At 64.5% G+C, this 19,802-nt stretch carries 17 protein-coding genes; 7 read left to right on the top strand and 10 right to left on the bottom strand.

Features of this window, described 5'->3' with window-relative positions:
- Positions 1 to 56: 56 nt before the first annotated feature.
- The 3 genes from M9955_06305 to M9955_06295 are packed head-to-tail and all read right to left on the bottom strand — an operon-like array spanning position 57 to position 2,672.
- Complete coding sequence (locus M9955_06305) at positions 57 to 1,139, bottom strand: extracellular solute-binding protein (GenBank protein ID MCO5081258.1); 1,083 nt, start codon at positions 1,137 to 1,139, stop codon at positions 57 to 59.
- 18 nt (positions 1,140 to 1,157) lie between these two features.
- On the bottom strand, positions 1,158 to 1,874 hold the full coding sequence (gene betI / locus M9955_06300; protein ID MCO5081257.1) for a transcriptional regulator BetI: 717 nt from the start codon (positions 1,872 to 1,874) through the stop codon (positions 1,158 to 1,160).
- A 6-nt stretch (positions 1,875 to 1,880) separates the two neighbouring features.
- A complete protein-coding gene (locus M9955_06295) occupies positions 1,881 to 2,672 on the bottom strand; it encodes a methyltransferase domain-containing protein (GenBank protein MCO5081256.1) in 792 nt (263 codons plus the stop codon).
- Between the two features lie 149 nt (positions 2,673 to 2,821).
- Between M9955_06295 and M9955_06290 the strand changes: the two genes are divergently transcribed.
- The 4 genes from M9955_06290 to M9955_06275 all read left to right on the top strand — a co-directional run bounded on the left by M9955_06290 (position 2,822) and on the right by M9955_06275 (position 7,621).
- A complete protein-coding gene (locus M9955_06290; protein MCO5081255.1) occupies positions 2,822 to 4,441 on the top strand; it encodes an NAD(P)/FAD-dependent oxidoreductase in 1,620 nt (539 codons plus the stop codon).
- Positions 4,428 to 5,987, top strand: coding sequence for an NAD(P)/FAD-dependent oxidoreductase (locus tag M9955_06285; GenBank protein ID MCO5081254.1), 1,560 nt, complete (start codon positions 4,428 to 4,430; stop codon positions 5,985 to 5,987). Before M9955_06290 ends, M9955_06285 begins: the two co-directional genes overlap by 14 nt.
- Positions 5,988 to 6,117: 130 nt before the next feature.
- Positions 6,118 to 7,338: an aminomethyltransferase family protein gene (locus M9955_06280; GenBank protein ID MCO5081253.1), complete on the top strand. Its 1,221-nt coding sequence runs from the start codon at positions 6,118 to 6,120 to the stop codon at positions 7,336 to 7,338.
- Position 7,339: 1 nt separating this feature from the next.
- Positions 7,340 to 7,621, top strand: a complete 282-nt coding sequence (locus M9955_06275; GenBank protein MCO5081252.1) for a hypothetical protein — start codon at positions 7,340 to 7,342, stop codon at positions 7,619 to 7,621.
- Between the two features lie 12 nt (positions 7,622 to 7,633).
- On the opposite strand, the gene M9955_06270 is transcribed toward M9955_06275, so the two are convergent.
- The 4 genes from M9955_06270 to M9955_06255 are packed head-to-tail and all read right to left on the bottom strand — an operon-like array spanning position 7,634 to position 10,821.
- On the bottom strand, positions 7,634 to 8,395 hold the full coding sequence (locus tag M9955_06270) for a class I SAM-dependent methyltransferase (protein ID MCO5081251.1): 762 nt from the start codon (positions 8,393 to 8,395) through the stop codon (positions 7,634 to 7,636).
- Positions 8,392 to 9,438 carry a glycosyltransferase family 4 protein gene (locus M9955_06265; protein MCO5081250.1) on the bottom strand — a complete coding sequence of 349 codons (1,047 nt, stop codon included), beginning with the start codon at positions 9,436 to 9,438 and terminating at the stop codon, positions 8,392 to 8,394. Before M9955_06265 ends, M9955_06270 begins: the two co-directional genes overlap by 4 nt.
- Positions 9,439 to 9,442: 4 nt before the next feature.
- On the bottom strand, positions 9,443 to 9,838 hold the full coding sequence (locus M9955_06260) for a 6-carboxytetrahydropterin synthase (protein ID MCO5081249.1): 396 nt from the start codon (positions 9,836 to 9,838) through the stop codon (positions 9,443 to 9,445).
- Between the two features lie 8 nt (positions 9,839 to 9,846).
- Positions 9,847 to 10,821, bottom strand: a complete 975-nt coding sequence (locus M9955_06255; GenBank protein ID MCO5081248.1) for a zinc-binding alcohol dehydrogenase — start codon at positions 10,819 to 10,821, stop codon at positions 9,847 to 9,849.
- Positions 10,822 to 10,984: 163 nt separating this feature from the next.
- Between M9955_06255 and M9955_06250 the strand changes: the two genes are divergently transcribed.
- The 3 genes from M9955_06250 (at position 10,985) to fba (ending at position 13,795) form a co-directional block, all read left to right on the top strand.
- The gene (locus tag M9955_06250; GenBank protein MCO5081247.1) at positions 10,985 to 11,983 is read left to right on the top strand and encodes a dihydroxyacetone kinase subunit DhaK; all 999 of its coding nucleotides are present in this window, start codon (positions 10,985 to 10,987) and stop codon (positions 11,981 to 11,983) included.
- Between the two features lie 2 nt (positions 11,984 to 11,985).
- Entirely contained in the window at positions 11,986 to 12,627 is a 642-nt protein-coding gene (dhaL, locus tag M9955_06245) for a dihydroxyacetone kinase subunit DhaL (GenBank protein ID MCO5081246.1), read from the top strand.
- A 103-nt stretch (positions 12,628 to 12,730) separates the two neighbouring features.
- Positions 12,731 to 13,795: a fructose-bisphosphate aldolase class II gene (gene fba, locus M9955_06240; protein ID MCO5081245.1), complete on the top strand. Its 1,065-nt coding sequence runs from the start codon at positions 12,731 to 12,733 to the stop codon at positions 13,793 to 13,795.
- A 149-nt stretch (positions 13,796 to 13,944) separates the two neighbouring features.
- Here fba and M9955_06235 read toward each other — a convergent pair whose 3' ends face one another.
- Genes M9955_06235 through M9955_06225 form a run of 3 tightly spaced genes read right to left on the bottom strand, consistent with a single transcriptional unit; the run spans position 13,945 to position 19,701 of the window.
- Positions 13,945 to 17,334: an error-prone DNA polymerase gene (locus M9955_06235; GenBank protein ID MCO5081244.1), complete on the bottom strand. Its 3,390-nt coding sequence runs from the start codon at positions 17,332 to 17,334 to the stop codon at positions 13,945 to 13,947.
- Positions 17,331 to 18,764, bottom strand: a complete 1,434-nt coding sequence (locus M9955_06230; protein MCO5081243.1) for a DNA polymerase Y family protein — start codon at positions 18,762 to 18,764, stop codon at positions 17,331 to 17,333. Before M9955_06230 ends, M9955_06235 begins: the two co-directional genes overlap by 4 nt.
- Complete coding sequence (locus M9955_06225) at positions 18,706 to 19,701, bottom strand: hypothetical protein (protein MCO5081242.1); 996 nt, start codon at positions 19,699 to 19,701, stop codon at positions 18,706 to 18,708. Before M9955_06225 ends, M9955_06230 begins: the two co-directional genes overlap by 59 nt.
- Positions 19,702 to 19,802: the final 101 nt, after the last annotated feature.

Genomic DNA, 19,802 nt, shown 5'->3' with positions numbered 1-19,802 from the left:
GGCCCTTCGAGGCTTGTCTTACACGGCCGGCAGTCACGACATCCGTTCGTGCCGGCTCAATATCCGGCCTTGATCTTCTCGAACTCGGCGATCATCTTCAGCTTGAGGTCGGGATTGAGCGGCGTCTGGAAGAGCGTCCTGTCGAGGAACTTGTCGACATCCGCATAGCCCTTCTCGGCGACGACCTTCGGATCGATCTCCGCCATCGCCTTGGCGTTCGCATGGCCGTAGCCCCAGTCGGAAAGCAGGAAGGTCGCGACTTCCGGCTGGTTGATCGCGCTCAGATAATCGTAGGCCTTGTCGGCGCTGCCCGGCGCATCCTTGTAGCGGACATAGCCGCAGACCCAGGTGGACGAGCCTTCGGCCGTGTCGCGCGTGCTCCTGATATCCATGCCCTGTACCTGAAGCTGCGCGGCGGCGTCGTTCCAGGCCCAGGCGAGATCGACCTCGCCGCCGCCTATCGCCTGAACGATGTCGGTGTTGTCGGTCCAGTAGAGGCGCACGTTCTTGTGGACCTCGCGCAGGAAGTCGGACGCCTGCCTGAACTGGTCGTCGGTCATCGTCGTCCAGTCCTTCATGCCGATGGCCAACGCCGCCAGCGCATAGGCGTCGTCGACATTGTCGGGAATGGACACGCGGTCCTTGTATCTGGGATCGGCCAGGATCTTCAGCGACTTGATATCCTCGGCCGGAACCTTTTCGGGATTGTAGGTGAGCAGCGAATTGCCCCAGTCCCAGGGCATGAACCAGACTTGCCCATCCGCCGAGGTGACGAGATCCTTCATCTTCATGATTGCCGGATTGAGGTCCCCCCATCCCTCGATCCTCGACGTGTCGAGCGGCTGCAACAGGCCGGCCTCGCGCCACTTCACCACACTCTGCGAACAGGGATGGCCAAGGTCGGCCTTGAAGCCCGAGCGCACCTTCTCGAAGGCCTCGTCCTCGTCGCCGAAGAAGGTGAAGGTCGGAGAGTCGCCATGTTTCTCGGTGTATTTCGGGTGGAAGGACGGGTCCTCGTAGCCCGACCAGTCGAAGATGATCAGTTCGGAATCCTCCGCCCGCGCCCCGGCCGACATTCCGCCGGCGAGCGCACTCGCCAACGTCAGCGCCAGTGCCAAACGTCGTGTCAAACCCGTCATTGCGGTTCCCCTCTCTGGTTATGCGATCTGTTTCGGCCGTGCGGCCATGCGCGGATAATGCTTCGGGAATACCGAGGTGAGGTATTCCATCGCCGTGCGCAACGCGCTCTCGCGGCTCACGCGCTCGGTGCCCATCATCAGCCGCAGCCAAAGTCCTTCGAGCATGGCGCTCAAGCCCAGCGCCGTCGCTTCCGGATCGTAAGCGTAGCCGGCTTCGTCCCTGAGGCTGACGCAGAGTTCGACGAACTGACGCTGGTAGGCCTCATCGCGTGCGCCGCACAGCGCCTGATAGGTGGGACGCGACTTCGCCTCGCCCCAGAAGGCGCACCAGGCGGCAAGCTTGCGCTTGTTGCAGATCGAGCGGTCGAAATCGGCGGCGACCAGAGCCCGGAGCTGGCTTGCGGGCTCCTGCCCGGCCTTCAGCAGGGCAGCACGCCAATGGGCGGAATACTCATCAGCCATGTATTGCAGCGTGGCGACGAGCAGCTTTTCCTTGCTTTCGAAATGGAAGTTTACGATGCCCCGGGACAGCCCGGCGCCATCCGCGACATCCGCCATCGTCGTTTCGGAATAGCCGCGCCGCGCAAGCGAATCGATCGTCGCCTCGATCAGTTGCTGGCGGCGCGTTTCCTTCGATGCCTTGCGGCCTCGTCTCTCGATCTCCGCCCTGCCGTCGGATTCGGCCGCAGCCGCCCTGAGCGCCGAAGTCTTCATCTGTGCGACCGTGCTCCACATCGCCGGCTACCGGTCTGGCTTCCGGGCGCGCAGATGAGTGGGCCGGTGCTCGCCGCTGTCAAGCACCTTCTGCATCGCCTCCCACGTGCGGATATTCTTGTCGACATATTCCTTTCCGATGGTTCGCGACACGGCCTCGTAGAGCGGTCCCTTGAGACGTTCCAGTTCGCCGCGCGCGGTCTCGCGATACCAGCCATTGCGATCGGTGAGGACAATGTCTTCAAACCCCGCGCGTTCCATCGCCAGCCGGTAGCGGTCGGGCGAGGCCATGCTGAAAGACAGGCCTTCGGCCGCGACATAGGCCTTCATGTCGGTCGATGGCTCGCTGTCATGGCCGATCAGCCAGTCGCTGGCCGCGAGCGCACCCCCAGGTTTGAGGACACGGAAAATTTCTGCAAGGAGCGCATCCTTGTCCGCAACGTGGAGCATCGCGTCCTTGGAAAAGACGACGTCAAAGCTGTCGTCGGCGAAAGGCAAGGGACCGGGCGGCCCATGGACGAAGTCGAGCCTGTCCGACAGGCCGGCCTTGCGTGCGCGCTGCCGGGCGGCGGCGATCACCGGTAGCTCCACGTCGTAGCCGGTCGCGTGGCCGGCTCCATGGCTGGCGGCGAGATGCAGCGTCACGCCACCCGCGCCGCAGCCGATATCCAGCACACTCTTCCCCGCGAGCGGCAAGCCGGCGATCACGCGATCGACTTCCTCCGGACCGCCGGGCGACAGATAGCCATCGCCCCAAAGCGCCTCGAGGAAGCGAATGGCGGTGTCGTCATATTCCGGTTCAGCGGCGGCTTGGTTCACGGAATCTCCGCTTGCGCCATCGAATTCGTCCGTCGAGACTAGCGAATTCCGCCGCGAACGCAAGATTTGTTTGTTGAACGTTCATTCAATATGACTGGACAAATGTTTGTGGGCCGTGCGAAATTCCCTGCCACGATGGAAGCTATGACATGAAGATCTGGGACGCGATCGTCATCGGCGGCGGCCACAACGGGCTCGTCAATGCGTGCTATCTCCAGCGCGCCGGCCTCGACGTGCTCGTCGTTGAGAAGAACGACTGGCTCGGCGGTGCGGCGACCAGCCGCGAACTCACGCCCGGCTTCCTCTACTCGAACTGCTCCTATGTCTGCTCCCTTTTCAGGCCCGAGATCATGCGCGATCTCGAACTGCCGCGCTTCGGCCTGCAGGTGATCCCCTATGAGGGCGGCGCGGTGTTCACACGCGACGGCGACTATCTCGCCAACTATCGCGACCATGACGCGCACCGGCGCGAATTCGCCCGCTTCTCGAAGCGCGACGCGGAGGCCTATGACCGCTACGCGCGCGACGTGACGCGGCAATGCCGCTTCATCCAGCCGCTGCTGATGCGCACCGCGCCCGATCCCACCAGCTTCCGGCCGCGCGACATCGGTGAACTTCTCTATCTCGGCAGGAAGTTCGCCGGCCTCGCAGCGGACGAAATGGCGCTGACGCTGCGCTTCTGGACCATGTCGATCTCGGATTTTCTGGACGAGTATTTCGAGACCGACGTCATCAAGGCGAATTTCGCGCTGTCGGGCATCATCGGCACCGCGCTCGGGCCGATGTCGCCCGGCACGGCCTATGTGCTGCTTCACCACTATATGGGCGAGGTCGACGGGTCCGTGGGCGCATGGGGCTATGCGCGGGGCGGCATGGGCGCGGTGACGAAGGCGCTGGCAGATTCCTTCCGCGCCGCCGGCGGCACGATCCGCACCGGCGCGGAGGTGGAGCGCGTGCTGGTGAAGGGCGGCAAGGCGAGAGGCGTCGTGCTCGCCGGCGGCGATGAGATCCCCGGCAAGCTCGTCGTGTCGAACGCCGACGTCAAGCGCACCTTTCTCAAGCTTGTCGAAGAAAGGGAGCTGCCCGACATTTTTCTCAGGCGGGTGAAAAACTTCAAGATACGGGGTTCGTCCGGCAAGGTGAACATCGCGCTGGATTCGATGCCGGTGTTTCCGGCGCTGCCCGACGACTCGCCCTGCTATCGCGGCGACATGCATTTTACCGATTCCGTCGAGCGCATGGAGCGCGCCTATGACGACTGGAAGGCCGGGACATGGTCGGCCGATCCCTTCCTAGACATGGTGATCCCGACGACGCTCGACCCCACCATGGCGGCGCCGGGAAAACACTTCATGAGCTGCTTCGTGCAATATGCGCCGCCGAAGATCACCGGCCGCGAGTGGACGGACGCCGACCGTGACGGTTTTGCGGAGAGCGTGATTTCCCAGATCGCCGAATACTCGCCGGGCTTCCGTGACCGCATCGTGCATATGGAGGTGCGCACGCCCCGCGAAATCGAGGCCGAGACCGGCCTGACCGAAGGTAACATCTTTCAGGGCGAGCTGACCTTCGACCAGCTCCTCTTCAACCGGCCGGTGCCCGGCTATGCACAATACCGCTCGCCCGTCGGCGGGCTTTATATGTGCGGCTCCTCGACCCATCCGGGCGGCGGCGTCATGGGCGCGCCCGGTCGCAATGCGGCAGTCGAAATCCTGCGCGACCTCGCAAGGCCGACCCATCACATGAGTGACGCCCATGACGTCATCTGATGTGATCGTCATCGGCGGGGGCCATAACGGCCTCGTCGCCGCCGCGGTTCTTGCCAAGGCGGGGCGCAAGGTGGTCGTGTTGGAAGCCGCGGAGGAAGTAGGCGGCCCGGCGCGCACGGAAGAATTCGCGCCGGGTTTTCGCGCGTCGACGGCGCATGTGCTGAACCGGCTTCATCCGGACGTTTTCAGGGCGCTTGATCTCGGCAGGCATGGGCTCGGGTTCGAGGCGAAGGATTTCGCACCTACCGTAGCCCTTTCCGGGAACGCCGCTCCGCTCATTTTGCACGGCGCCTATGGCGAGAGCCTGACGGGGACGTCCGCGGCGGAAGAAAAAGCATGGCAGGCTTTGCGGGCGCAGCTCATGCGCTACGCCGCCATTCTCAGACCGCTGATGACGCGCCGGCCGCCCGATCCCGGAAGTATGTCTTTGGGCGAAGGGGCGGGCCTCGCGAAGCTCGGCTGGTCGCTCAAGAAGCTCGGCAGGGAGGACATGCGCGACTTCCTGCGGATGCTGCTGATGAACGTCACCGACGTTCTGGACGAGCATCTGGAAGACGAGCGCTTGCGCGGATTGCTGGCCTTCGACGCGGTGCTTGGGTGCCATCTCGGCCCGCGTTCGCCGACATCGCTGCTCGGCCTTTACTACCGCCTTGCCGGAGAGGTCGCCGGGGCGGCCGTTGTGCAGATCGTGCCCACAGGTGGCATGGGGGCGGTGGCCGAGGCGATACAGAAGGCGGCCGTGGCGAGCGGCGCGACGGTCCGTACCGGAGCGGCGGTTTCAAGGATCGTGCTCGATGGCGATCGCGCGGCCGGCGTTGTGCTCGCGTCCGGCGAGGAACTGCGCGCGAAGACGATCTTGTCGGCCATCAATCCGCGCGCGACCTTTCTCGATCTTGTCGGCACGCGCCATCTCGACACGGGCTTTGTGCGCAAGGTCACGAACATCCGGATGAAGGGCAATGTCGCGAAACTTCATCTGGCGCTCGCGCGCGTGCCGCAGTTCGATGGCGTTGCGCCAGAATTCCTGAATGGCCGGCTGGTGATCGCGCCATCGGCCGATCATGTCGAACGGGCGTTCAATCCCGCAAAGTATGGTGGATTTTCCCCGGAGCCAGTGATGGAGATCGCTCTGCCGAACGTGGCTGATCCGTCGCTCGCGCCGGAAGGCGGATGCGTGCTGTCGGCCAATGTCCAGTTCGCTCCCTATGCGCTGAAGGAGGGCTGGGAAAGCGGCAAGCCTAAGCTGCTTTCCGCCATCATGGCGCAGCTCAAACGCCACGCGCCGGGCATCGGCGCTTTCGTGCTGCACTTGGAACTCCTGACGCCGTTGGACATCGAAACGCGCTACAGCATGCCCGGCGGTCACTGGCACCACGGCGAGTTGCAGGCCGACCAGATGCTGATGTCGCGGCCGGTCTCCGGCTGGTCGGGCTACGACACGCCGATCGAGGGGCTGCTCCTCTGCGGCGCCGGTTCGCATCCGGGCGGCGGTGTTTCCGGCGTGCCGGGATTGAACGCGGCAAGGCGGATTTTGGGGCAGCGATGATGGCGAGACTTACCCCCACCCCTTACCCCTCCCCACAAGGGGGAGGGGGATTCTGCAACGTCGACGCCCCCCTCCCCCTTGTGGGGAGGGGTAAGGGGTGGGGGTCCTTTGACGGCCGGAGCATTCTCGAATGACGATGCTCCAGTCCCCACACACTCCCGCTCAACTCCACTTCCGCACCCTGCGCCTGGACACGCCGTTCCAGCCGCGCATCGACGCGCTGGCGAAGACCAACGACTGGTACTCATGGGGCGGCTATCGCGCGCCGCATTCGTTGTGGGACGAGGAACTGGAATATTTCGCCATCCGCAGCCAGGCGGCGGTCTTCGACATCTCGCCCATGGTGAAATACCGGATCGAGGGTCCCGACGCCGAAGCGCTCTGCAACAAGGTGACGCTGCGCGACGTGGCGAAGCTGGCCGCCGGCCGCGTGCACTATACGGCCTGGTGCGACGACGAAGGCCATGTGCTGGACGACGGCACGCTGTTCCGCCTGTCGGAGACGCGCTTTCGGCTCTGCTGCCAGGAACGCCAACTGCCCTGGCTGCTGGACAGCGCCATGGGTCTCGACGTCGCCGTCGAGGAGGAAACGGAAGCCGTCGCCGGCCTCGCCCTGCAGGGGCCGACATCCTATGCGGTGCTGCGCGACGCCGGCTTCGCAGGCGTCGAACGGCTGAAGATTTTCGATCTTGCCGAGTTTCCACATGAGGGTGGAAGCGTGACCATCTCCCGGACCGGTTTCACGGGAGACCTCGGCTACGAACTTTTCGTACCGGCGGAACTGGCGCTCTCCCTCTGGGACCGGCTGTTTGAGGCCGGAAAGCTGCATGGCATCCGCGCCATCGGCTACACGGCGCTGAACCGCGCCCGTATCGAGGCGGGGCTGATCGTCGCCAATGCCGATTTCGTGACCGCAGAACATGCCGTCCGGCAGGACCGGGTGCGCATGCCGGCCGAGATCGGTCTCGGTTTCATGGTCGACGGGAAGAAGGGGCATTTCAATGGCCGTCGCGCCATCCTCGAAGCGCGCCGCAAACGCGCCCTGCGCTGCGTGCTGGTCGGGCTGGAGATCGACGGCAACGTGCCGGCCGAGCACGCCATCGTCTACCATCGGAAGCTGACGGAGGTCGGGCTGGTCAGCGCCGCGATCTGGTCGCCGACGGCCAAGCGCAACATCGCCATCGCCAGCCTCGCGCGGCCCTACGGTGACACGGTCGTGGACGATCTCTGGGTCGAGATCTACGCGATGCGGGAGCTGCAATATCAGAAATTGATGAAGCGCGCGCGTGTCGTGCCGCGCCCTTTCATAAAACTCGACCGCCGCACCGCCAACCCGCCCGGCGAGCGCTGACATGGCCCGTCCCCCCGGCGACGGAACCGATCCGCATCCTCGCATTGACGATGCCGAGACGGCCGACCACTGGGCGCTGGTCAACACGCCGCTCGGCGAGGAATGGTCGGGCCGCGCGCGCTACGCGGCGGCCATGTTCTTCTATAAGCGCGGCGAGATGGGGCCGGAGACGCTTGAAGTCTATCGCATCTGCTCGCGCCTCGATTCGGAGGACCCGTTGAAGATCATTCGCGACCGGGGCATCGGCAAAGACTGGCTGAAGCGGATGGGATTTTCGGGCTGACGATCCGCGCGTTCATGCCGGCAGGGCCAGCACGTCGAGGTGGCCGATCCTGCCGCGAAGGTTCGGGAGTGCGTCCAGCCTGCGATTGAGCCAGCCAACAGCTTCCTGACATCCTGCTTCGATTGCCGCGCCGGCGATGCCTTTCAGCAGCACGCTTTGAAGTTCGGCGTGTGACCGGTCGAGCATCCACGGACTCGGCGCGGTCGCCACCGCAAAGCCATGACGGCGTAACGCATCTGTGAGATGCGAACCGCCTTGGGGGCCGAGCGCCGGCCCGAAACCCTTGTCGCCGTGCTGGTGGCGATTGAATGCCGTGACCACCGCACTGTCCGCAGCATCGGCGGGAACCCATTGCATGATGCCATCGTAGTTGAGCGCGGAATAAAGGCCGACGCGTTTCGCCGCGAGCCGCTCGACAAAGGCGTCGATCCATTCCGCGCTGACGAGATCGATCAGCGCGGAGGCGGTGACGAGCCGTGTGACATCCAGCGGAATGCGATCCGGGTCGCCGAGATCCAGGGCCACCGTCGAAACGTCTGCGCCGCATCGGCGGCGCGCTTCGGCCAGCAGCGCCTCGTCATGGTCGATGAGTAGCCATTTTGTGCTTACCGCGCCGAGCGCCCTGAATGTGGAGCCTGTGCCACAGCCGAGATCCACGACAAGCGGATTGTCCGTGCCGGCGAGATGTTCCTGCGCCCGAGCCAGAAGAGTCCCGTCCCGCGCGGCATGATCCGCTGGTTCGCGCAGGTCGAGCCATGCCGTGTCGAAGCTCATATGGCGGCGCGCTCCAGCGCTGAGGCGACGCTTCGCGCCGTATCGTCCCACCCTGGCAGATCCTGCGCGGCCCGCCAGGCGGTTTCCGACATGCGCACTCGTATCTCGTCCTTGTCGAGCAGCGTCGCCAGCGCTTCCGCAAAAGCGTCCGTGTCGTCCACCGGCACCAGAAACCCTGCCTCCGGCGCCACGACCTCCGGCACCGCTCCGGCCCGGCAGGCGACGATCGGCAGGCCATGCGTCAGCGCCTCGGCGAAGGCCATGCCGTAGCCCTCGTGACGGCTGGGCAGCGCGAAGATGTCGGCGGCCCTTAATTTTTCCGCCGGGTCGGTAACCGGACCGACGAATACAATGCGATCGGCAACCCCCGACTTTGCAGTCTGCGTCTTCAGGAACTTCACCCATTCCGGATCGCGGTCGAGCGCGCCGACGATGCGGCAGGTCCATTCGCGACCTGCCAGCTTCGAAAGCGCACCGATCAGCACGTCGTGACCCTTCCTTGGCACGATGGCGGCCAGCGACAGGATCGTCGGCGGACCTTGCCGCGCCGCCTTTCGGGGCTGACGATCCGTTCCGGGAAGCGCGACCGTCAATCGCGACGGCTCGACGTCGAAGCCGCTTATCAACCGCTCGGCCGTCGTGCGGCTGGTGCAGATCACCTGCCGGGCAAACCGCAGCGACCTTCGCTCGGATTCCTCCAGCCGGGCGACGACCGATGAAGACAGGCCCGTCTCGTCGGCAAGCGGATGATGGACCATTGCAACGAGACGAAGGCGGCCGGCAAGAATTTCGGCGATCTCGGGCATGGCGCCGAAGGCCAATCCATCGATCATGAGCAGCCCATCGTCCGACAGACGATCCAGAAGCGCGGCTGTTTCAGCCAGCGCATTCGAGCCGGGGTTCGGAAAGCCGTCGGGCAGGCGGATATGCTCGACAGACCAGCCGAGCGTCGGCAGTTCGGCGACCAGCCTGCGATCGTAGCCGTAGCCGCCGGTTGGCGTGTCGAGATCGCCGGGAACGGCGAAATGGACGGTATCGGTCATGCCCTCAGACCGCGGCCTCGTACCAGGCGCGCGCGACATGGCTTTCGTGCAGCTGGACGCGGATTTTCCTCACCCGCCCGCCGTCCTTCAGACGGCCGGCGCGCGCCGCCTCAGCCAGCGCATCGAATATGTGCCTGCACAGGAACTCGGTCGTGGTGATCTTGCCCGCAAACGCCTCTACCTCGTCCAGATTGCTGTAGCGCAGCGGTGCGAGCGTCGCCTGCAACTCTTCCGTCGCAAGGCCGATATCCACGACCAGCCCGTTGGCATCGAGATCGTCGGTGAAGAAGGCGGCGTCGACGACGAAGGTCGCGCCGTGCAATCCCTGCGCGGGCCCGAAGACCGGCGATTTCAGGCTGTGTGCGATCATGATGTGATCGCGGACTTCGACGGCGAACATTGTGACTCCTATGCGGAACGGCCGTAGCGGACGCGATGGCAGAGCGTTTCCGGATCGGCAAGTATTGCGGCATAACGCGACGGCAAGGCGGAAAATTCCGTTTCGCCGCTGACCAGCGCGTCAAGTCGCGGATCGGCAAGCAGGGAAAGCGCCTTTTCCAGGCGTCGGCGGTGAGGCCATCGCACGCGGCGTCCGGCGGAAACCTGCCCGACCTGCGAGGAGACGATGCGAAGCCGCCTGCTGTGAAAAGCGCCACCGAGCGGCACGGCTACGTCGCGATTGCCGTACCAGCTCGCTTCGACAATCGTCCCTTCCATGCCCGCCGCTGCAAGCGCGGTGGCAAGCCCGGCCGAATTGGCGCTGGCATGGATGACGATGTCGCAATCCTCCGGGCACTCTTCCGGCAGCGCGAAGCCGCAGCCAAGCGCGGCCGCAAGACCGGCGCGATTGGCATTCGTATCCACCAGCATCACCTCGGCGCCGGGAAGCTGCGTGCAAAGCCAACCGGCCAGCGCGCCGACGACGCCCGAACCGATGATCGCGATGCGGTCGCCCGGTGCGGCGTCCGCGTCCCAGACGATATTCAGAGCAGTCTCCATATTGGCCGCCAGCACCGCGCGGCGCGGCGGCACATTTTCCGGCAGCGGAATCGCCATGCTTTCGGGCGCGGAAAACCGCGCCTGATGCGGGTGAAGGACGAACACATCGCGGCCGGCAAGGTGTGCAGGCCCCTCGGTCACCACACCCACCGCCGCGTAGCCGTATTTCACGGGGAAGGGAAAAGTGCCTTCCTGAAGAGGACAGCGCATGGTCTGCCACTCGCTTGCCGGCACGTCGCCGCGAAAGACGAGGGCCTCCGTGCCGCGGCTGATACCCGACCAGACTGTCTCGATCTCCACATAGCCCGCCGGCACTTCATACCCGGTCGTTTCGAGCCGGCAGATGGCAGGCGCGACGACCCAGAGCGCCTCGGAAACGGGCATGGCGGAAAGGCTCCTGCTGTCGCGTGCAATAGGCCCGAATGCGCGGTTCGCCGCAAGCCCATGAAATCAAGCCCATGACATGGAGAGAAAATCTCCTCGCTCCGACACTGGAATTCCGGATCGTGACAGGTACTATCGCGCCGATTGCGTTCGGGAGGATGCCTTGCAGACCAAGAAGATCATCAATGACGGCAACAGGGCCGTGGACGAAATGCTCGACGGCGTGCTTGCCGCTCATCCGCGGCATCTTCGGCGCGTCGACGGCAGTCCGCGCTCGGTTGTCGCCGTCGATGGGCCGCGGCCCGGCAAGGTCGGCATCGTCGTTGGCGGCGGCTCCGGGCATGAGCCGACCTTTCTGGGCTTCGTCGGCAAGGGCCTCGCCGACGGCTGCGCGGTGGGCAACGTTTTCGCCTCGCCGCCGCCGGACCCGATCCTCGAATGCGCCAAGGCCGTCGATGGCGGCGCCGGCGTGCTGTTCCAGTACGGCAATTATGCCGGCGACGTGATGAATTTCGACATGGCGGCCGAGATGGCGGCGATGGAGGACATCGAGTGCCGCACCGTGCTGACCACCGACGACGTGGCGACGAAGGACAAGGCGAAGCGGCGCGGCGTGGCCGGCAATTTCTTCACCTTCAAGGCAGGCGGCGCATCCGCCGACATGATGAAGAGCCTCGACGAGGTGGAGCGCATCGTGCGCAAGGCCAACGACCAGACCTTTTCCATGGGCGTGGCTCTGTCGCCTTGCTCGCTGCCGCAGACACGGACGCCGAACTTCCAGCTTGGCGAAGACGAGATGGAGATCGGCATGGGCATCCACGGCGAGCCCGGCGTGTCGCGCGGCAGACTGGCGGCAGCCGACCGAATCGTCGACGACATGGTCGACCGTATCTTCGCCGAGATGTCCCCCTCGCGCGGAGACAGGGTCGCGGTGCTCGTCAATTCGCTCGGCTCGACGCCGCTCATGGAACTCTACATCATGAACCGGCGGGTGCGGCAGCGGCTCGATGATGCGGGGCTTGTTACCCATGCGACATGGGTCGGCAATTACTGCACGTCGCTGGAGATGGCCGGCGCCTCGATCACGCTGCATCGCATGGACGGCGAGTTGCAGCAGATGCTCGACCATCCCTGCGATTGCGCCATGTTCCGGGCCGGTTGAGGATGACGGCGATGATCGATTCTGCCCGACTGAAAATCATGTTTGCGGCGATCGCAGAAGCGATCGAGCGCGACAAGGAGCGGCTCTGTGCACTGGACGGCGTCATCGGCGACGCCGACCACGGCATCGCCATGTCGCTCGGCTTCGGCGCCGCGCGCGATGCGGTTGCGGCGCTCGACGGCGCCGCCGATCCGACGACGGTGCTCAACACGGCCGCGAAATCCTTTCTCAACGCGGTCGGGGCGTCCTCCGGGCCGCTCTATGCGACGGCCTTCATGCGCGCCGCTACCGCGGTGAAGGGCAAGGCGGAACTCGGGGCCGATGACGTCGTCGGCATGTTCCAGGCCATGGCCAAGGGCATACAGGATCGCGGCAAGGCGGAGATCGGCGAAAAGACGATGATCGACGCATGGGCGCCCGCAGCGAAGGCGGCGGGAGAGAAATCCGCCGGCGGGGCAAGCCTGGCGGATGCGTTCCGCGCGGCAGCCAACGCCGCCGCCGCGGGTGCGGAGGCGACCAAGGCGATGGTGGCCGCCAAGGGGCGCGCCGAACGGCTCGGAGAACGCTCGCTCGGCCATGTCGATCCCGGCGCGGCGTCCGCCGTCGTGGTGATCGAGGCCATGCGCAAGAGCCTAACCGATTAAAACCCGGAACGAACCGGAAGCGCGGCGAAAGGCCTCTGTCGCGGCACGAAAATTTGCACTATGGCCTCCCCAATCATCTTGCCAATTTCGTGAGGAGACGTTCATGGCCCGCATCACGCTGAGACAGTTGCTCGATCATGCGGCCGAGCACGGCTACGGTGTTCCGGCCTTCAACATCAACAACATGGAACAGGCGCTGGCGATCATGGAGGCGGCGGCGGCCGTCGACGCGCCGGTGATCCTGCAGGCTTCGCGCGGCGCGCGCGCCTATGCCAACGACATCATGCTGAAGCACATGATGGATGCCGTCACCGAGATCTATCCCGACATTCCCGTATGCGTGCATCTCGACCACGGCAACGAGCCGGGAACCTGCATGACCGCGATCCAGTCGGGCTTTACCTCGGTGATGATGGACGGCTCGCTCAAGGCCGACGGCAAGACGCCGGGCGACTGGGACTACAATGTCGGCGTCACCAAGACGGTGGTCGACATGGCGCATCTGGGCGGCATTTCGGTCGAGGGCGAGCTCGGCGTGCTGGGCTCGCTCGAAACCGGTATGGGCGACAAGGAAGACGGCCATGGCGCCGAGGGCAAGCTCAGCCACGACCAGCTGCTGACCAATCCCGACGAGGCGGTGAAATTCGTCAAGGAAACCAAGGTCGACGCGCTGGCAATCGCCATGGGCACCAGCCACGGCGCCTACAAGTTCAGCCGCAAGCCGGACGGCGCGGTGCTCGCCATGAACGTCATCGAGGAGATCCATCGCAAGCTGCCGAACACGCATCTCGTCATGCACGGCTCGTCCTCGGTGCCGCAGGAGCTTCAGGACGTCATCAACCAGTATGGCGGCAAGATGAAGCCGACCTGGGGCGTGCCGGTGGAGGAAATCCAGCGCGGCATCAAGCACGGCGTGCGCAAGATCAACATCGACACCGACAATCGTATGGCGCTGACCGGCCAGATCCGGAAGGTGTTCGCGGAGGACCCGAGCGAGTTCGATCCACGCAAATATCTGAAGCCCGCCATGGCGGCGATGACGAAGCTTTGCAGGCAGCGGCTGGAAGAGTTCGGCACGGCCGGCAATGCCTCGAAGATCAAGCCGATCCCGGTCTCGGAAATGGCCAAGCGTTACAAGTCCGGCGAGCTCGATCCGAAGATCGGGTGAGTGGAAGGCGACCATGCGGATGCTACGCAAGACGCCGCTCCGATCGTCATGAACGCAACGACGCTGCCGGCCGGCATTCCCGATCTGCGATGAGTACGGCTGGCTGCCGGTGAACGACACGGCGTTCCTTTTTTTGCCCACTTGCCGGATCAATGGAAGTTGCGGCCTTTCGGCATGACGCTGCGGGCATCGCGGACCAGTTCCTCCTTTCGTTGCGCATTTTCCAGCGCGGCATTGCACGGCATGCGTTTGGCCTTCGGATCATAACCGCCATATTTCACTTCGTCGGCGGGCGCGTAGGTATCGATGGATGCCGCCTTCTCCGACAGATCTGACAGCCATGGCGTCAGGTCCTCGATGCGATGGGCGACGACATGGATGACGTCCGACACCGATTGCAGCTTGCCGTCGATGCGGACGAAACGCGCGCCGAGCACGACCGAGCGGAAGCGCTCGAACGTCTTTTCCCAGACGACCGCATTGGCGATGGACACCTCGTCCTCCAGCGTCATGAAGATGACGCCTCTGGCCGAACCCGGCCGCTGGCGGACCAGCACGAGGCCGGCCACCGACACGCGCGCGCCGTTTCGAATGTCTGGTAGGCGCACATTCGGCACAATGCCCAGACGATCCAGTCTTTCGCGGAAGAAGGAAAGCGGATGCGCCTTCAGCGAAAAGCCGAGCGAGCGGTAGTCGTGGATGACGTGCTGGCCAAGCGGCATGGTCGGTAGCTTTGCTTCCGGCTCCAGATCGCGCAGCACGGTATCGGCGCGGTCGAAAAGCGGCAGGTTTTCCGTCGCATTTTTCGCATCCAGCGCGCGCACGGCCCAGAGCGCGGCGCGTCGGTCGAGCCCGATGGAGCGAAACGCGTCGGCTTGCGCCAATACCTCGATCTGTCGGCGCTCGAGACCTGACCGCAGCCAGACATCGCGCACGGACGTATAGCCGGCGCCGCGACAGTTCACGAATTCGATCATTGCTTTGTCGGGCAGGCCTTTTATCTGCCGGAATCCCAACTGCACCGCATGGCGGCTGCGGATCACCTTGCGCATGGTCGAATGGCGCGGCGTGACGCGGGAAGGATCGAAGGGGGCCGGGGTCAGCGTGCAGTCCCAGTCCGAGTGGTTGACGTCGACCGGCAGGATTTCGATGCCGTGATCCTGCGCGTCACGGATCAATTGCGCCGGCGCATAGAAGCCCATGGGCTGAGAATTGAGGATCGCCGCGCAAAAGACGTCCGGATAATAGGTCTTGAACCAGCAGGACGCATAGACCAGAAGCGCGAATGAGGCGGCATGGCTTTCCGGAAAGCCATATTCGCCGAACCCCTCGATCTGCTTGAAGCAGCGCTCGGCGAATTCCGGAGGATAGCCGTTCCGGATCATTCCACCGATGAAGTCGTCCTTCAGCTTGGGGAGTGTGCCTGTGCGGCGGAAGGTGGCCATGGCGCGACGCAGCTTGTCCGCCTTGTCGGCAGGAAACTTCGCAGCGACCATAGCAATCTTCATTGCCTGTTCCTGAAACAGCGGCACACCAAGAGTCCGTTTCAATATGCTTTTGAGTTCCGGCTTCACATAATCAGGCTCCTCGATCCCCTCTCGCCTTCTGAGATAAGGATGCACCATGTCGCCCTGGATTGGACCGGGCCGAACGATGGCAACCTCGATGACCAGATCGTAGAAATTCTTGGGCCTCAGGCGCGGCAGCATGGACATCTGCGCTCGACTTTCGATCTGGAAGACGCCGAGCGTGTCGGCGCGGCTGATCATGTCGTAGACGTCTTTTCTTTCGGGCGGCAAAGTCGCCAGCGCGTATGGCCGGGCATGCTTATCGCGCTCGTCGGAATAGTGTTCTTCCAGCAGGCTGAAGCAGCGCTTCAGGCAGGTGAGCATGCCCAGCGCCAGAATATCGACCTTGAACAGGCCGACCGTATCGAGATCGTCCTTGTCCCATTCGATCATCCTGCGGTCGTCCATCGCCGTCTTCATGATCGGCACGATCTCGTCCAGCCGGTCTTTTGTGATGACGAAGCCGCCGACATGCTGGGACAGATGGCGCGGAAATTCGAGGATGGCGTTGACGCTCTCGAAGAGTCGCTTCGTAAGCGACTCGCTCATGTCGAGACCGGCTCCTTTGGCTTCCGTCACTCCGAGATTGGCATCCGTCCAGCGCCACGTGTTGGACGCCAGCGCGTCGATCGTGTCGTCCGACAGACCCATCGCCTTGGCGACCTCGCGCATGGCGGAGCGCGAGCGATAGGAGATCACTGCGGCGGCGAGCGAAGTGTGCTTAAGGCTATATTTTTCATAGACGTATTCGAGCACTTTCGGCCGATGCTCGTGCTCGAAATCGACGTCGATATCTGGCGGCTCGCCGCGTTCTTCCGACATGAAACGCTCGAACAGCACCTCCATACGGTCGGGGCCGATATCGGTGATGCGCAGGCAGTAGCAGATCACCGAATTGGCCGCCGAGCCCCGTCCCTGGCAGAGGATTTTGAGTTCCTCGCGAGCATACCGGACAATGTCGTGGACGGTGAGGAAATAGCCCGCATATTTCAGCTTCGCGACGAGCGCGAGCTCCTTCTCGATCGTTTCCCGGTACTCGTCCTTGATACCATCCGGCCAGCGATAGGCTGCGCCTTCCCATGTCAGGCGTTCCAGTTCCTCCTGCGGCGTCGCTCCGTCGCGCGTCTTCTCGTCCGGATAGTTGTATTTCAGCTTTTCGAGCGAGAATTTCAGCGTTTTTGCGAAGCGGACGGTCTCACTGATCGCCGAGGGACAATCGCGGAAAAGCCGCGCCATCTCCAGGGGAGCCTTGAGATGGCGCTCGGCATTGCGGGTGAGTTCGAGGCCGACCGAATGCACCGGCGTATTGAGGCGGATCGCCGTCAGCACGTCCTGCAGCGAGCGGCGGTCCGGCGCGTGATAAAGCACGTCGTTCACCGCCATCAGCGGCACGCCGAACGTTTTGGAGATGATCTGCGCCTGCGCCAGACGCTGCCTGTCCCGACCGTCGAAAGCCGGCGCGACGGCAAGCCATACCGAGGCGCCGAAGCGCTCCTTCAGGTCGCGGACAAACGCCATCTCGTTTTCGTCGGCGGTCACGCAATCGGCCCGCACGGCCAGCGAGATTTTATCGCCCCATTCGAAAATGTCGTTTCGATAAAGAAGCGGCGCGCCCTTCGGACTTTCCGGCCTCATATTCGCTTGCGTGAGCAGCTGGCAGAGATGGCCCCAGCCTGCGCGGTTCTGCGGGTAGGCGAGCACGTCCGGCGTGCCATCCGCGAAGACCAGCCGGGCGCCCGGATGATAAGGCAATTTCAGGGGCTCGGCGTCCTCCTCCAACTGGATGTGCTTCGACTGGCTCCAGGCGCGGACCACGCCGGCCACGGTGTTGCGGTCGGCCAGACCCATGCCGGCATGACCGAGAAGGCAGGCGGCAACCACCAGTTCCTCCGGCTTGGAGGCGGCGCGCAGGAAGGAGAAATTCGACTGGACGCCGAATTCGTAATAGCGCGGAAGCGCTTGCGCGGTCATGCGAACAACCCGTGCATGAACCAGCGTTCGCGGTTTTCGAGGACAGAGAGGCGGTCTTCCCGGAACAGCCAGTAGCGGCGGCCATCCTCGTCCTCGACGCGGAAATAATCGCGGGTCGCGGCCTCTCCTTCGTCCCGCCACCATTCCGGCGCGATGCGCTCCGGCCCTTCCACCCTCACGCCCTTGTAGATCGTCCGTCGCCAGCGAAAGGTGAACTCCCACACGGAGACCATATCCACCGGATCGGGATGAGGAAAAAGACGAACCGGACGTTCCTGCAGCGCAAACGGATTTTCCGATGGCTGTTTCTGCCTGCCTCGGCGAGCCTCGGGAAACGGCACCAGGTTCACGGCACGCTCGGGAATATGGCTTTCCACCGGCGCGGGGCACAGCAGGCTCGCCGCACCGAGCCGTGCCATGACCCTGTCCGCGAAGAGAGCGACATCGGCGTCCTGCGATGCCGAACGGCTGTCGAGGTCGGTCTGGGCGGCTTCAAGCCGGGCAACGACGAGCGCCGACAGGCGGATGAGTTCGAAACCATAGCCGGCATCGATCTCGTCGCCCAACGTCGTCAGGCGCTCATGGAACAGTTTTCGGATGATGGAGGGATCGCGCAAAGGACGCGAGGCGCCGACGGCGATGCGGCTCACCGCGCCGTCGACCCTGAACAACAGGAGCTGCAGCCGCTCGGCGCCTTCGCCGCGCCGTTCGAGATCGGTTTTCAGGCTTTTCGCCAGCAGGAACAGAAGTTCCTCGATGTCCTCGATGAGGCTGATCGGCTCGACCAGTTGCCGCTCGACGGAAAGCGCGGGAACCGGCAGCCGCGGCGAGATCGCCTCCTCGACATGGCCAAGCGCCTGATCGAGGCGCAGCGCCACCTCCTTGCCGAAGCGCCGCACGAGCGGCGCGCGCGGAATCCGCATGAGGGCGCCGACGGTGCGCAGACCGACGCCTTCCAGCCCGGCACAGATATCGGGATTGAGGCGCAGCGCGGCCAGTGGCATCGGCGCCAGCAGATCCGCTTCCTCGCCGGGAGGCGCGATCCGGGCGCCGTGGCAGCGGGCCGCTGCCCATGCCGCGCCGGGTGTCGAAGCCACGCCGGCGCGGGCCTCGAAACCCTGATGATGGAGACGGGAAAGGAGGTCGTCCAGCAGGGCGCGCTCGCCGCCGAAAAGATGCGCGCAGCCGGTGATGTCGAGAAAAAGCCCGTCATCGCCTTCCAGCGCGACCAGCGGCGTGTAGCGGTCGCACCAGTCGGCGATGCTTTCGAGAAGCTTCCGGTCGGCCTGCGGCTCCGCCTCCACGACCTCGATGGCGGGATGCATGGCGCGTGCATCGGCGATACCCATGCCCGTCCTCAGGCGCAGGGCGCTAGCGCGCGCGTCGAGCGCGTCGATGCGTTGCGTATTGTCCTCCCGGTGGCTGACCACCAGAGGCGGCGTTCCGCGCGGCAGGCGGGAACGCCAGGACTTCCCGAAGCGATGGCGAAAGATCCGCTCCGTCGACAGGAGCGGCAGCCAGAGAGCCAGTATTCTTTGCGGAGAAGATATCGTCGGCAGCAGGGACATGGTCTCTCTCCTCGAAGGCGCGCGCTTCGCTGTTCCATTCCAGGGTGAAAGTGGCGGGCGGGGATGTTCGGCTCTTGTCGATCGAAATCCTGAAGGCCGGCGGCCCGATCGATCCTTCGAGCGGCCCCGCCAGCGTCGGACGCAACCCCGCGGGAGCAGGCGATACGACGAGACGGATGGGCGCGGCGGTCGGCTCGGCTGAACCCGCCTGCCGCAGGAGGAAGAGCGGATGTCCGGCCGCCAGCGCGCGACGGTGCAGACGCCGCGTCGCGGTGAGGTCGAGTGCCTGCGGGCTGCCGCGAATTTCGAGCACGATGCCGGCCAGCGCTTCGAGGCTGGCGGCCTCCTCGGCTATCCAGAGCGCATCCACCAGCTTTTCGGCCTGCGCCAGAAGCAGCCGGTCGGGGCCGATGCCGAAACGGCCAGCAAGCCCCGGCGCATGAGGCCATCCGGCTTCCCGAAAGATCTCTCCGGTTCCGATCCACACAAGCATTCCTGACGGGCCGGCGGCGAGACCGGCTAGCGCCACAGTGAAACCTGCGGCTGGACCCGCGTCACGGGTAGCCGCCCCATGGACCTCGATCAGCCCGGCGGCAGGCAGCCCCCCGCCCAGACCGGCATCGAAACGGGCCGCGCCGGACGGAAAAGTCTCCGCCACGGGCCGTCCCCCGCGACGCAGGACAGTGGCATGCGTTTCGGGACCGGCATTCTCCAGCCTTTCGGGCAGAACGCCTTCGATCTTCGCGATTTTGCGGCGCAGGGCAAAAAGGATCTCCTGCGCCCGGGCGGTCGCCGCCATGGCGTTCACACTGCATATGTTCCTGTTATGTTCCAATGGATTCCAGAAGAGAGCAGCGGAGTCAAGCCGACCTGAAGGAATTTATTCCTTTGAGACGGAAG

Source organism: Rhizobiaceae bacterium (assembly GCA_023953845.1).
Taxonomy (GTDB): domain Bacteria; phylum Pseudomonadota; class Alphaproteobacteria; order Rhizobiales; family Rhizobiaceae; genus Arvimicrobium.
The sequence above is the reverse complement of the archived record's forward strand: the minus strand, read 5'-3'. Positions and strand labels throughout refer to the sequence as shown.

Coding starts and splice junctions, on each gene's coding strand:
- M9955_06285 (MCO5081254.1), top strand. CDS start 4,428: ATGACGTCATCTGATGTGATCGTCATCGGCGGGGGCCATAACGGCCTC.
- M9955_06225 (MCO5081242.1), bottom strand. CDS start 19,701: ATGGCGGCGACCGCCCGGGCGCAGGAGATCCTTTTTGCCCTGCGCCGC.
- M9955_06260 (MCO5081249.1), bottom strand. CDS start 9,838: ATGTTCGCCGTCGAAGTCCGCGATCACATCATGATCGCACACAGCCTG.
- fba (MCO5081245.1), top strand. CDS start 12,731: ATGGCCCGCATCACGCTGAGACAGTTGCTCGATCATGCGGCCGAGCAC.
- dhaL (MCO5081246.1), top strand. CDS start 11,986: ATGACGGCGATGATCGATTCTGCCCGACTGAAAATCATGTTTGCGGCG.
- M9955_06235 (MCO5081244.1), bottom strand. CDS start 17,334: ATGACCGCGCAAGCGCTTCCGCGCTATTACGAATTCGGCGTCCAGTCG.
- betI (MCO5081257.1), bottom strand. CDS start 1,874: ATGTGGAGCACGGTCGCACAGATGAAGACTTCGGCGCTCAGGGCGGCT.
- M9955_06275 (MCO5081252.1), top strand. CDS start 7,340: ATGGCCCGTCCCCCCGGCGACGGAACCGATCCGCATCCTCGCATTGAC.
- M9955_06255 (MCO5081248.1), bottom strand. CDS start 10,821: ATGCCCGTTTCCGAGGCGCTCTGGGTCGTCGCGCCTGCCATCTGCCGG.
- M9955_06280 (MCO5081253.1), top strand. CDS start 6,118: ATGACGATGCTCCAGTCCCCACACACTCCCGCTCAACTCCACTTCCGC.
- M9955_06265 (MCO5081250.1), bottom strand. CDS start 9,438: ATGACCGATACCGTCCATTTCGCCGTTCCCGGCGATCTCGACACGCCA.
- M9955_06270 (MCO5081251.1), bottom strand. CDS start 8,395: ATGAGCTTCGACACGGCATGGCTCGACCTGCGCGAACCAGCGGATCAT.
- M9955_06305 (MCO5081258.1), bottom strand. CDS start 1,139: ATGACGGGTTTGACACGACGTTTGGCACTGGCGCTGACGTTGGCGAGT.
- M9955_06290 (MCO5081255.1), top strand. CDS start 2,822: ATGAAGATCTGGGACGCGATCGTCATCGGCGGCGGCCACAACGGGCTC.